Annotated in this window: 13 protein-coding genes; 8 read left to right on the top strand and 5 right to left on the bottom strand. The window is 72.7% G+C overall.

Annotated features, from left to right (window positions below):
* Positions 1-43: 43 nt before the first annotated feature.
* Both HTZ82_RS20620 and HTZ82_RS20625 read left to right on the top strand, forming a co-directional pair.
* On the top strand, positions 44-526 hold the full coding sequence (locus HTZ82_RS20620; RefSeq protein WP_175410914.1) for a hypothetical protein: 483 nt from the start codon (positions 44-46) through the stop codon (positions 524-526).
* Positions 527-535: 9 nt separating this feature from the next.
* Positions 536-1,162, top strand: a complete 627-nt coding sequence (locus HTZ82_RS20625; RefSeq protein ID WP_175410915.1) for a DUF5753 domain-containing protein — start codon at positions 536-538, stop codon at positions 1,160-1,162.
* Positions 1,163-1,221: 59 nt separating this feature from the next.
* Here the strand turns inward: HTZ82_RS20625 and HTZ82_RS20630 are convergent, their stop codons facing one another.
* Positions 1,222-2,031: an AraC family transcriptional regulator gene (locus HTZ82_RS20630; RefSeq protein ID WP_175410916.1), complete on the bottom strand. Its 810-nt coding sequence runs from the start codon at positions 2,029-2,031 to the stop codon at positions 1,222-1,224.
* Between the two features lie 111 nt (positions 2,032-2,142).
* Between HTZ82_RS20630 and HTZ82_RS20635 the strand changes: the two genes are divergently transcribed.
* From HTZ82_RS20635 to HTZ82_RS20645, 3 genes are all read left to right on the top strand, one after another.
* Entirely contained in the window at positions 2,143-2,514 is a 372-nt protein-coding gene (locus HTZ82_RS20635; protein ID WP_175410917.1) for a cupin domain-containing protein, read from the top strand.
* 203 nt (positions 2,515-2,717) lie between these two features.
* Positions 2,718-3,404 carry a class I SAM-dependent methyltransferase gene (locus tag HTZ82_RS20640; RefSeq protein WP_175410918.1) on the top strand — a complete coding sequence of 229 codons (687 nt, stop codon included), beginning with the start codon at positions 2,718-2,720 and terminating at the stop codon, positions 3,402-3,404.
* A gap of 7 nt (positions 3,405-3,411) precedes the next feature.
* A complete protein-coding gene (locus HTZ82_RS20645) occupies positions 3,412-4,398 on the top strand; it encodes a DUF2332 domain-containing protein (protein ID WP_254712001.1) in 987 nt (328 codons plus the stop codon).
* 15 nt (positions 4,399-4,413) lie between these two features.
* On the opposite strand, the gene HTZ82_RS20650 is transcribed toward HTZ82_RS20645, so the two are convergent.
* The 4 genes from HTZ82_RS20650 to HTZ82_RS20665 all read right to left on the bottom strand — a co-directional run bounded on the left by HTZ82_RS20650 (position 4,414) and on the right by HTZ82_RS20665 (position 9,520).
* Positions 4,414-5,271: a DMT family transporter gene (locus tag HTZ82_RS20650; protein ID WP_175410919.1), complete on the bottom strand. Its 858-nt coding sequence runs from the start codon at positions 5,269-5,271 to the stop codon at positions 4,414-4,416.
* Positions 5,268-5,801, bottom strand: a complete 534-nt coding sequence (locus HTZ82_RS20655; RefSeq protein ID WP_175410920.1) for a YbaK/EbsC family protein — start codon at positions 5,799-5,801, stop codon at positions 5,268-5,270. The genes HTZ82_RS20650 and HTZ82_RS20655 overlap by 4 nt, the downstream gene beginning before the upstream one ends.
* Before the next feature lie 58 nt (positions 5,802-5,859).
* A complete protein-coding gene (locus tag HTZ82_RS20660) occupies positions 5,860-7,539 on the bottom strand; it encodes a penicillin-binding transpeptidase domain-containing protein (protein ID WP_175410921.1) in 1,680 nt (559 codons plus the stop codon).
* A gap of 160 nt (positions 7,540-7,699) precedes the next feature.
* Positions 7,700-9,520, bottom strand: a complete 1,821-nt coding sequence (locus HTZ82_RS20665; protein ID WP_175410922.1) for a phospholipid carrier-dependent glycosyltransferase — start codon at positions 9,518-9,520, stop codon at positions 7,700-7,702.
* 110 nt (positions 9,521-9,630) lie between these two features.
* On the opposite strand from HTZ82_RS20665, the gene rsmI reads away from it, so the two are divergent.
* The 3 genes from rsmI to HTZ82_RS20680 all read left to right on the top strand — a co-directional run bounded on the left by rsmI (position 9,631) and on the right by HTZ82_RS20680 (position 12,040).
* Complete coding sequence (gene rsmI / locus HTZ82_RS20670) at positions 9,631-10,500, top strand: 16S rRNA (cytidine(1402)-2'-O)-methyltransferase (RefSeq protein ID WP_309235593.1); 870 nt, start codon at positions 9,631-9,633, stop codon at positions 10,498-10,500.
* Between the two features lie 161 nt (positions 10,501-10,661).
* Positions 10,662-11,102, top strand: coding sequence for a hypothetical protein (locus HTZ82_RS20675; RefSeq protein WP_175410924.1), 441 nt, complete (start codon positions 10,662-10,664; stop codon positions 11,100-11,102).
* Positions 11,103-11,170: 68 nt separating this feature from the next.
* Entirely contained in the window at positions 11,171-12,040 is an 870-nt protein-coding gene (locus tag HTZ82_RS20680) for a TatD family hydrolase (RefSeq protein WP_175410925.1), read from the top strand.
* The last annotated feature ends 234 nt before the right edge of the window (positions 12,041-12,274 follow it).

The raw sequence follows: 12,274 nt of genomic DNA on the forward strand, positions 1-12,274 counted from the left end.
CCCGCCGTCACGTGCGGGGCCGCGCCGCCCAAAGGAGACCACCATGGAGCCCACGGTCACCGGCACCGGCCGGGTCACGATCCTGGCCCTGCTGCACACCTGGCCCGACCAGTACTGCCTGCTCGCCTACACCAGCACCGGCCACTTCGGCGACACGGCAGTAGTCGGGCACGTCCCCGTACCCGGGCACCCCGAGGTGTCGCTCATGGACGTCGCCGCACGCCACGCGCCGCAGCGGCTGTACGGCTCCAACGAAGGCGACGGGTTCGCGCAGGCGTGCTGGCTGGTGTGCGTCGGCTGGAGCGCACGCGGCACACCCAAGCCCGGCACCGCCGACCTCCCCGCGACGGCCTGGACGCTACGGCGCGACCGCACCGTGGAGTTGGGGCGGGCGATGTACGGACACGTACGCGTCCACATCGGCCGCATCCAATTGCATGACCCGGCGGACAGGGCACAAGCCGAGGCGGTCGTCAGCCGAGCCGTGGCAGGCAGTGCGCGGACGAGCACCCACGGAGAGCGATAGGTGGTACCGATGACGTCCGGCACTCACATCCGTCCCTGGCGACGCGAACTCGCCTCCGGGCACCGGCCGGTGCAGGAGAAGTGGGTCGAACTGGTCGCGGCGGCACGCACGATTCACACCTGGGAGAGCGGCCTCATCTCCGGGATGCTTCAGACGCCGGACTACGCACGCCATGTCTTCATGCATCTCGCGGAACTCCAGAACTCGCCCAAGGACACCGGGGACGCCGTACGCGCACGCATGCGGCGGCAGGAATGGCTGGACCAGCCCGGCAACACCCTGCACCTGCTGATGTGGGAAGGAGCCCTACGCGCCCGCATCTGCCCACCGGCGATCATGGCGGCCCAGTTGGACCATCTCGCGGAAGCGGTCGACACGGAGTCCGTTCGGCTGGGCATCGTGCCGTTCGACGCGGCGCTGAAGGTGCCACCCGGGGACGGGTTCTGGATCTTCGATGACGACAGGCTCGTGATCACCGAGGACTGGCATGCCGAGCTGTGGCTCGACGACGCCGACACGATCGCGACGTACCGACGTGTGTGGCAGACGCTGTACGAGGCCGCCGTGTTCGGCGCCGACGCCCGACAGGTCATCCAGTCAGCGCGAGGCAGCCTCGGAACCCGTGACCGCCACTAGTGCGTGACCGGGATGGTGCGCCGGGCCGGTCGGATGGGTCCGGCGCATCCGACGCGGCCTCAGTGCGCATGACGCACATAGCGTCCGGGCGTCGTGCCCACGTGGCGTGTGAAGTGTCGGTTCAGGTGGGCTTGGTCGTGGAATCCGACGGTTGCGGCGACCTGGGAGGGTGGGACGCCATCGAGCAGGAGCCGGCGTGCCTGGTCGATGCGTTTGCCGGTGAGGTAGGTGTGCGGGGGCAGGCCGTAGGTCTGTTTGAAGCAGCGGATCAGGTGTGTGGGGTGAGCATGCAGCGTGGCGGCAGCCTCGTACAGGGATATGCCGGCGGGTATCCGGGAGTCCAGCAGTTCTCGCAACCTGGTCGCCAGCCGGTTTGCCTCGCGGCTCGGCGTGAGGGGCTGAAGCGCGTCGAGATGAAAGTGGAGCCGTTCACGGATGAAGGAGAGGCGGGACTCGGCTTCGAACTCGTCTCCCGCATGGCCGAGAGAAATGTGCAGCTGGTGGATCCGATGACGCAGCAGCTCGTCATCGAGGACCGGGCCGTCCACCGCACCGCCGACCAATCGCTGGGGGAGCACAGAGTCATCGAGGTAGAGAACGCGCTTGCGGAAGCCTGAGTCCGTGACCGTCCGGCCGTCGTGGGGGACGCCCGGAGGCAGCAGGACGACGCTGGCCGCACCCGTGGCTCCATGGCGGCGGCGGTCGAGCGCGAAGTCGACCGCACCGTCATCGAGGATCATCAGATCCCATGTGTCGTGGGTGTGGGCCGGATACGCGTGGTCGGTGAAGTGCGCGTGGAAGACCTCCGCGATCCCCGGGACCGACGGCCGCCAGGCGCTGATGGACGTGCGGGGGCGCTCTGCGGTCATGCCAGGAACGTACAAGACCAGCGGAGTCCGAGGGCGGCAGGCTCGTGACGCCGGCCGGACAGCGGGAGGCAGAGGTCTCCGGGGCTGCCGGCCTTGAGGAAGGAGTGCCGCATGTCCACGTTTCACGCTCCCGTCAACCTCGCTGACAGGCTCGCGCAGTTCAGCGAGTTGTGGTCGCAGAAGAAGGTGGCAGACCTCAACGACTACGAGGTCAAGCTGGCCAAGCTGAAGGGGGCATTCGTCTGGCACAGCCACGAGAACACCGATGAACTGTTCCTGGTCATCAGCGGGCGGCTCACCATCCAGCTCAGGGATGGCGATGTGGTGCTGGGACCCGGCGAGTTGTTCGTGGCTCCCCGCGGTGTCGAACACTGTCCTGTGGCGGACGAGGAGACCGCCATCCTGCTGTTCGAACCGGCTGGGACGATCAACACCGGCGACGCAGGAGGGCCGATGACCAAGGCAGCCGAGACCCTCGACTAGCGCCGGGGCGGTGTCAGGCCGCGTCGGCGAAAGGCGTCCGCCACGGCGCGGTTCTCGACGGGCTCGCGCCGCCACGGGTGGCGCTCCCGTACGACGGTGATGACGCGTAGCCGAGAAGCCGAGATCGCAGCGGCGGCCTCACCTCCTTCGTGGCCTTCCCCCGTCGCCGCGCGTTGTCAGTGGGCGGTGTGAGGATTTTCCGTATGACTCGACGTGACCCGCGTGACCCGCGTGACCCTCTCGCCGACGCCGTCGCCGGTTACTGGGACGCCGCCTCCGACGCCTTCGACGACGAGCCCGACCACGGGCTGCGGGATCCCGCCGCGCGGGAGGCGTGGGCCCGGCGGCTGCGGGCGTGGGTGCCCGATGCGCCGTGCGACGTGCTCGACCTCGGGTGTGGGACTGGGTCGCTCGGCCTGCTGCTCGCCGCCGACGGGCACCGCGTCACCGGCGTCGACCTCGCGCCCCGCATGGTCGCGCGGGCGCGGGAGAAGTTCGCGGCGGCCGGTCTGGGAGGGCGCTTCGTCATCGGGGACGCCGCCGCGCCGCCCACCGGTGACGAGCGGTTCGACGTCGTGCTCGTACGGCACATGGTGTGGACGCTGCCCGAGCCGGAGCAGGCCATTCGCGCGTGGGTCGCCCGGCTGCGGCCCGGAGGGCGGCTCGTACTCGTGGAGGGGCTGTGGCGCGAGGCGGGCGACGACGCCGTCCCGTACGTTCCCGGCGCCGAGCGCCTGCCCTGGGGCGGCGGTGGCGTCCGCGCCCGCCAACTCGCCGCCGCTGTACGGTCTCTCGTCGCCGACGTGCACATCGAGCCCCTCAGCGACGACCCCAACCTCTGGGGCGGGCCCGTCCGCGACGAGCGGTACGCCCTTCTCGCCAGGACATGAAGGAGTGATGATCAACGGCATGGACACCGCGCAGCTCTACCGTGACTTCGCCGCCCGCGAGGCCCGTGGGCACTCGCCCCGTTACGAGCGGCTCGCCGCCGCCGTCGCCGAGGACGCCGCCCTCCTGGACCTCATCGACCTGCTGCCCGAAGGCAGACGGCAGCCGAACCTCCTCCTCGGCGCCGTACGGTTCCTCGGCGGGGAGTGCCGGGATCCGGGACTCTTCCGGGGCTGGGTCGCCGAACACTGGGACCAGGTCCGGGGCGTGATGCTGCGACGGCGTACTCAGACCAACGAAGCCGGCCGCTGCGCCACCCTCCTGCCCGTGCTCGCCGCGCTCCCCCAGCCGCTCGCGCTCATCGAGGTCGGGGCATCGGCCGGCCTGTGCCTGTACCCGGACAAGTACCGGTACGTGTACGACGAGCGGCCCCCACTCGGACCGGCCGACAGCCCGGTCACCCTGCGCTGCCGCACCACCGGCCCCGTGCCGTTCCCCGAGCGCCTGCCGCGCGTCGTCTGGCGGGGCGGTGTCGACCTGAACCCGCTGGACGTCCACGACGCCGACGCCATGCGCTGGCTGGAGTGCCTCGTCTGGCCCGAGCAGACCGAGCGGCTCCGGCGGCTGCGCGGCGCCGTGCGCGTCGCCCGGGACCCCGGCGAGCCGCCGCCCCGCCTCGTACGAGGCGACCTCAACGAGGCCGTCGCCGAGCTGGTCGCCCAGGTGCCGGACGGCGCCACCTCTGTCGTCTTCCACAGTGCCGTCCTCGCCTACCTGCCCCTCCCCGCCCGCGAGGAGTTCGCCGCCACGATGCGCCGGCTGCCCGGGCACTGGATATCCAACGAGGCCACGTCCGTGCTCCCCGCCGTCGCCGCGCGCCTTCCTGTCCCGGCCCCGCCCGACCGGACCGTCTTCGCCCTCGCCCTCGACGAGCGGCCGCTCGCGTTCACCGGGCCCCACGGGCAGGCGCTGGAGTGGTTCGGGGAACAGGCGTGACGCCGGCGTGACGCCTCAACCCGGCCACAGCATCAGCGCGATCCCCGCCGCCATCAGCCCCGCCGCCCCGATGCGCGGTGCGCCGAAGCGTTCCTTGAAGAAGACGGCGCCGATCGCCGCGCCCACCAGGACCGACGACTCGCGCAGCGCCGCGATCGGGGCCAGCGGGGCGCGGGTCTGGGCCCACAGGACCAGGGCGTAGGCCGCCACCGAGAGGGCCGCGCCCAGGAGGCCGAGGCGAGCGTGGGCGCGGAGCTGCGGGGCGAGGGCGGCGCGGCGGCGGTACAGGGTGTACGCCGGGATGGCCAGGCCCTGCAGCAGCATCAGCCACGCGAGGTAGCCCAGCGCGCCGCCCGCCGCGCGCACCCCGACGCCGTCCACGACCGTGTACGCGGCGATGGCCAGGCCCGTGCCCCCGGCCGCGAGCAGGGCGCCCCACCGCGGGCGGCCCGCCCCCGCCGCGCCCCGTACGCCCCACAGCGCGAGGCCCAGCAGACCCGCGCACGCCACCGCGACCCCCGCCGACTGCCGGGCGTCCGGGACCTCGTGGACGAGCAGCGCCGCGAGCACGGTCACCACCAGCGGCGCCGTGCCCCGCGCGACCGGGTACACCTGGCCGAAGTCCCCGAGCCTGAACGACCGCATCAGCAGCGCCATGTACGCGAGGTGCAGCAGCACCGACAGGAGCAGCCACGGCCACGCCTCCGGCGCCGGGAGGGGCATGAGGCAGGCCAGCAGTCCGCCGATCACCGCGCCGCCGCCCGATATGAGCGTGAACGACAGCAGCTGGTCCCGTATGCGGTGCGCCAGCGCGTTCCAGCTCGCGTGCGTCACCGCCGCCAGCAGGACCGCCCCGGCCACCCAGGGGGTCACGCCCCGCGCTCGCGCACGTCCACCAGGCGCCCGCCCGCGTGGGCGATCAGCGTCTTCGGGTCCAGCGGGAACACCGTGTGCGGCGTGCCCGCCGCCGCCCACACCACCGGGTGGTCCAGCAGGCCCCGGTCGGCGAGCACCGTCGTACGGGTGCGGTGGCCGAACGGCGGTACGCCGCCGATCGCGTAGCCCGTCGCCGCGCGGACCGTGTCCGGGTCGGCGCGCTCGACCAGCGCCGCGCCCAGCTCGTCCCGTACCCGCTCCACGTCCACGCGCGACGCGCCGTCCATCAGCACCAGCACCGGCTCCCCATCCGCCGCGAAGACCAGCGACTTGACGATCTCGGCCGGCGCGCAGCCGATCGCGGCCGCCGCCTGCGCCGCCGTCCGTACGGCGTCCGGGAAGCGGCGTACCTCCACGTCCAGGCCGAGCTCCCGCAGGGCCTCGGCGAACCGGGGGTGGGCGAGGGACTCGGTGCCGGTGCCGGTGCCGGTGCCCGTGCCAGGGTCAGTGCCAGTGGTGTCCGTCATGCGCCCGCACGCTAGCGGTCCCCGTACGGGGCGTGCGACCGGCTTTTCGGCAGAGGCCTCAGCGTGCGTTCAGCACCGCCGCCACCAGCGGGCCCGCCGCGTCACCGCCGTGCCCGGCCGCCTGGACGACGGCCGCGGCCGCCAGGTCGTCCGCGAAGCCCGCGAACCAGCTGTTCGACGTGGCCTGGCCGCCCACCTCCGCCGAGCCCGTCTTCGCGCCCTTGTCGCCGCGTACGCTCGCCATGGCCTGCGCGCCCGTGCCGTACGAAGCGGTCGCCCGCATCATGTCGCGGAGCTGCCGGGCCGCCGAGCCGTCGAGGCCGCGCGCGGCGGACGCGATCGCGCGGTCGTCCAGCGAACGCGGCACGATGACGGGCTGCTTGAAGGTGCCGCTCTTCGCGGTCGCCGTGATGGACGCGATGTTCAGGGCGTTCATCTGGACGGTGCCCTGGCCGATGTACTGGGCGGCGGCGACCCCGCCGGTCTCCGCCGGGACGGAGCCGTCGTACGTCGGCACGCCCGACTGCCAGTTCAGGCCGATCCCGAAGACGTCCCGGGCCTCCTTGCCGAGCGCGGCGTCGTCCTTCGTGTCGTCGATCAGCTTGATGAAGGCGGTGTTGCAGGAGCGGGCGAAGCTCTGCTTGAACGTTCCGCCGTTGATCTCGAAGTCGTTGAGGTTCTTGAAGCTGCGGCCCTGGTACATGGCGGTCTTCGGGCACTCCGCCGGCTTGTCGGCCGCCACCAGGCCCTTCTCCAGCAGCAGCGCCGCCGTCACGATCTTCATCGTGGAGCCGGGCGCCTGCCGCCCCAGGAAGGCGGCGTTCCACCCGTCCTTGCGGTTGTTCGCGACCGCCCGTATCTCACCCGTGCTGGGCTTGATCGCGACGACCGACGACTCGGCGTACCGTTTCACCGCCTTCTCCGCGGCCGCCTGCACCCCGGCGTCCAGCGTGGTCTTCAGCTCGCCGGCCTTGCCCTCGCGCAGCGTCAGCAGCGTGCGCGGCGCCGCCCCGGTGCCACCGGTGCCCCCCGTGCCCCCGGTACCGCCCCCGCTGCCCGCGGCGCCCTCGGGGCCCGCCGCGACGAGCTCGACGCCCGGCGTGCCGCCGGCGTCCGCGCCGTACCGCTCGCGCAGCTCGGCCAGCACGGGCGTGAGCGACGGGTACTTCTCGGCCGTCAGCTCCGCACCGTTCCGGTCGACGGCCTTGATCTGCGGCGGGCCCGACGACGTGACCTTCAGCGACTCGCCGTCCTTGAGCTGCGGGTGCAGCACGGACGGCTTCCAGTCGACGCGCGGCTGCCCGGTGGTCAGACCGCGCACCACGGTGAGCTTCGAGCTGTACGTCCACGGCACGCGCAGCCCGTCGTACGAGATGACGGCGCTCACGTCGAAGGGCACCGTCGCGCCCGTGGGCGTGCCCGCGGTGGCCTTCAGGTCGCCGACGTGGGCCTCGGTGCGCACGATGCCGAGCGCGGACTGGGCGGACGTCGGGGCGTTGGTGAGCTGGGCGGCCTTCGCCGCGTCGCCCTCCGCCCACGCGGCGAGGAAGTCCTTCGCCGTCGTGGAGATCTCGTCGGCCGTCAGCGGGCCCGTCTTGCGCGGCGTGCCCTCGGCGGACGTGGTGGTGGTCTGGCCACCCGTCATGCCGTTCCAGACGTTGACGGCCCCGTATCCGACGCCGCCGGCGACCGCCAGGAAGACGCCCCCGACGATGGCTACTTTCGCTCCACTGCGCATCTCGCAGTTTCCCCCTCCCCTGTCCGCCCCCCTGGCGCACAGCTCTTGAACGCGTTCAAGAGGCGACGGAACCCACCCTATGCGACAGCCCCGCCACCCGCCCCGCCCGTTACTCGAACGGAATCAAACGGAAAGCGTCATCATCGAGGTGCCTCCGCCGTCACACCCAGGTATCCAGCCACATCCGCGCCCGCCACTCGTCCATCGGAATCGTCTGCCCGGTGTACAGCGGCCAGAAGTAGATGAAGTTCCACACGATCAGCAGCACCAGCACGCCCGCCGCGATCGCCCCGACCGTGCGGCGCCGCTCCGCCCGCGCCAGCCGGTCCACCGCACGGTCTGGGTCCACCTCGCCGTCCGGATCCGGCGGACCGGCCGCCGGGCCGAGCATCGCGCCGATCATCATGGCCACCGCCAGGCACAGGAACGGTACGAACACCACCGCGTAGAACAGGAAGATCGTCCGCTCCTGGTACAGGAACCACGGCACCCACCCGGCCGCGATCGCGCACGCGATCGCCCCCGCCCGCCAGTCACGCCGGAAGAACCAGAGCCACAGCACGTACAGCACCGCCAGGCAGGCCGCCCACCACAGCAGCGGCGTACCGATCGCCAGCACCTCCCGCGCGCACTTCTCGGCGGCGTCCGCCGGGCAGCCGTCCTTGCCGGCCGCCGGCGACTCGTAGAAGTACGACACGGGGCGGCCGAGGACGATCCAGCTCCACGGGTTCGACTGGTACGTGTGCCCCGACGTCAGATTGACGTGGAACGTGTACACCTCGGACTCGTAGTGCCACAGGCTGCGGAACCAGTCGGGGAACAGCCACGACCAGGAGCTGTCCCGGCCGGGGCCGGTCGACGCCCACGTACGGAAGTAGCCCTTGTCGGACAGGATCCAGCCGGTCCACGACGCGACGTACGTGACCAGCGCCACCGGCACCGTCGACACGAACGCGGGCAGCACGTCCCGCTTCAGCACCGCCCGGTACGGCCGGTGCGCCCCGGCCACGCGCCGCGCGCCCACGTCCCACGCGACCGTCAGCAGCCCGAACGCCGCCATGATGTACAGGCCGTTCCACTTCGTGGCCGCCGCCAGGCCCAGCATCACCCCGGCCGTCAGCCGCCACGGCCGCCACCCGAGCCGCAGCGTCTCCGCGACGCGCGCGTCCGGCCGCAGCACCCCGTCCGCGTCCACCGGCAGGGCGGCGGCCAGCCGACGGCGCGCCCAGTCGCGGTCGGCCAGCAGACAGCCGAACGCGGCCAGCACGAAGAACATCAGCACCTGGTCGAGCAGCGCCGAGCGGCTCATCACGAAGTGCAGCCCGTCCACCGCCAGCAGCAGCCCCGCCAGGCAGCCGAGGAACGTCGAGCGGAACAGCCGCCGCCCGATCCGGCACAGCATCAGCACCGACAGCGTGCCGCACACCGCGACCATGAACCGCCAGCCGAACGGTTCGAACCCGAACAGCCACTCACCGAACCCGATGACCCACTTGCCGACCGGCGGGTGCACCACATACCCCGGATCGGCCGGGACGGTCACCGCGTCCGGGTTCTCCAGGATCGTTTTGTCGATGTCCTTCGGCCACGCGCCCTCGTAGCCCTGGTTGATCAGGGCCCAGGCGTCCTTGGCGTAGTACGTCTCGTCGAATATCACCGCGCGCGGCGAGCCCAGGTTCCAGAACCGCAGCACGCCCGCGACCAGCGCCACCAGCAGCGGCCCGCCCCACGGCGCCAGCCGCAGCAGCCGGTCCACCGCGCCCGGCGGCAGCCCCAGCGCGGACCCGGCCCGCCGCGACCGCGTCACGAACGGCGGCACCAGCCGCTCCCGCAGCCCCGTCACCGGGCGCGGCACATGGCCGAACCGGCGCAGGCGGCGCTCCCACGACGAGGGCGGCGGAGCCTGCCCCCCGTCCTGTGCGGCGGCATGCCCGCCCTGTCCGTCCTGTCCGTGCAGGGCCTCTGGCGCAGTACTGGTCACCGCGCCATCGTAGGGAACCCGTCCGGCGTCCCTCGCCCGGCCGGGCGGCGAGCCGCTGCGCCGCCCCCGCGCGCCGCCGGGCGGCGCGCCGGGCTGCGAGGATGGGCGGCGTGACAGGAACGCAGACAGCAGCGGCGGCAGGAACCCTCGTACTCGCAGGCACCCCCATCGGCGACGTCGCCGACGCCCCGCCCCGGCTCGCCGCCGAGCTGGCGGAGGCCGACATCGTCGCCGCCGAGGACACCCGGCGGCTGCGGCGGCTCACCCAGGCGCTCGGCGTGCAGCCGCGCGGCCGGGTCGTGTCGTACTTCGAGGGCAACGAGTCCGCCCGTACGCCCGAGCTGGTCGAGGCGCTCGCCGGGGGCGCCCGCGTGCTGCTCGTCACCGACGCGGGCATGCCGTCCGTCTCCGACCCCGGCTACCGGCTGGTCGCCGCCGCCGTCGAGCAGGACATCAAGGTCACGGCCGTGCCCGGGCCCTCCGCCGTGCTCACCGCGCTCGCGCTGTCCGGGCTGCCCGTCGACCGGTTCTGCTTCGAGGGGTTCCTGCCGAGGAAGGCGGGTGAGCGCCTCGGCCGGCTGCGCGAGGTCGCGGACGAGCGCCGCACCCTCGTCTACTTCGAGGCCCCGCACCGCCTCGACGACACGCTCGCCGCCATGGCCGAGGTCTTCGGCGCCGAGCGGCGCGCGGCCGTGTGCCGGGAGCTGACCAAGACGTACGAGGAGGTCAGGCGCGGCGGCCTCGCCGAGCTCGCCGCCTGGGCGGCCGAGGGCGTACGGGGCGAGATCACCGTCGTCGTCGAGGGCGCCCCCGCGCCCGGGCCCGCCGATCTGGACCCCGCCGAGCTGGTCCGCCGCGTCCGCGTCCGCGAGGAGGCGGGGGAGCGCCGGAAAGAAGCCATCGCGGCCGTCGCCGCCGAGGCCGGCCTGCCCAAGCGGGAGGTGTTCGACGCCGTCGTGGCGGCAAAGAACGCGTCCTGAAAAAGACCAAAAGGCGGCAAAGAGCTATCGTGAAAGGCAAAGCCCAGAGGTCATGGGCAAGCCTTTCGGCAGGGAAAGTCAAAGACCGGCCCATTGTTCGGCAGGTGGCGATGCCGTCCCGCCCGTAAAGGCGTCCACTGGTGCAGTGGAAAGGAGCCGGCATGAGCGAGATCTCCAGTGTCCCCGTCGGCCATGAGGCATATTCCTTCGCCTGCATGCGGTGCGGCTACGGCTGGGAGCAGGCCTACGACATCGAGCACCATACCGACGTGACCGGCCACGACTTCGTGGTCTACCGCAGCGAGGGCCGCCGCGTGCCGTCGCCGCTCTCCAAGCCGACGTGCCCCAACTGCGGACAGCACGTGGTGCGCACCATGCGCTCCGGCCGGGTCTCCACGGTCCTCGACCACGGGGAGACCGGCGCACGGCCCGGCGTGCCCGGAGTGTCACCCCGGCGGGCCGCCATCCCCGTGGCGACGGCCGGACCGATCGGCCAGGAACTGGAGGAGAGGCCGCCCGCGGAGGGCGTGCCGCCGGACCGCGAGCCGGAAGCGCACCGCTGGCACCTCTCGCACCTGCTGCACCCGTTCCGCCGCACGTAGGAGGGCCTGAGCGCGCGCGGGCGGATCCGCCGCACGTCGGCAGGGCCGGGCTTTCGTACGATCGGGGCATGAGTGCCAAGGACGCCCCGCCGCCGCTGCCCGAGCCCCTGCCCGTGGCGGTCGCCGACTCGCACACCCACCTGGACATGCAGTCCGGCACCGTCGACGAGGCCCTCACGAAGGCCGCGCTCGTCGGCGTCGAGACCGTGGTCCAGGTGGGCTGCGACATCAAGGGCTCCCAGTGGGCGGCGGAGACGGCCGCCGCCTACGCGAACGTGCACGCCGCCGTGGCCCTGCACCCCAACGAGGCACCGCGCATCGTGCACGGGGACCCCGACGGCTGGTCCCGGCAGGGCGCCCGCGAAGCCGGCGGGGACGCGGCCTTGGACGACGCGCTCGCCGAGATCGACCGGCTCGCCGCACTCGACCACGTCAAGGCCGTCGGTGAGACCGGCCTCGACTACTTCCGCACCGGGCCCGAGGGCAAGGACGCCCAGGAGCGGTCCTTCCGCGCCCACATCGAGATCGCCAAGCGGCACGGCAAGGCCCTCGTCATCCACGACCGCGACGCCCACGACGACGTCCTGCGCGTCCTCGCCGAGGAAGGCGCCCCCGAGCGGACCGTCTTCCACTGCTACTCCGGCGACGCCGGCATGGCCCGCGTCTGCGCCGAGCGCGGCTACTACATGTCGTTCGCCGGGAACGTCACCTTCAAGAACGCCCAGCCGCTGCGCGACGCCCTCGCCGTCGCGCCCCTCGACCTCGTCCTCGTCGAGACCGACGCCCCGTTCCTGACCCCCGCCCCGTACCGCGGACGGCCCAACGCGCCGTATCTCATCCCGGTCACGGTGCGTGCCATGGCGGCGGTGAAGGGCATCGGCGAAGAAGCGCTGGCGACAGCCGTCGCCGTCAACACTGCGCGCGCTTTCGATTACTGAGCGATAACGAGAAGGGGCGCTCAAGGGTAGCGGTACGACGCTCCGTAGTCGAGCCGCTTTGGAGAGCGACCGGGGCTCCGCTAGGGTCCCGGCCTCGTGAGCAACTCGCAGGGCAGTCACCGAGCCGCCGCACGCGGGCGCCGCGCCGCCGACCCGTCCGCCATCCCGGCCCCCGCCGCACCGCGGGACGGCACACCACAGGACGGCACACCACAGGACGGCACACCACAGGGC

Source organism: Streptomyces sp. TRM64462, assembly GCF_013362995.1.
Classification (GTDB): domain Bacteria; phylum Actinomycetota; class Actinomycetes; order Streptomycetales; family Streptomycetaceae; genus Streptomyces.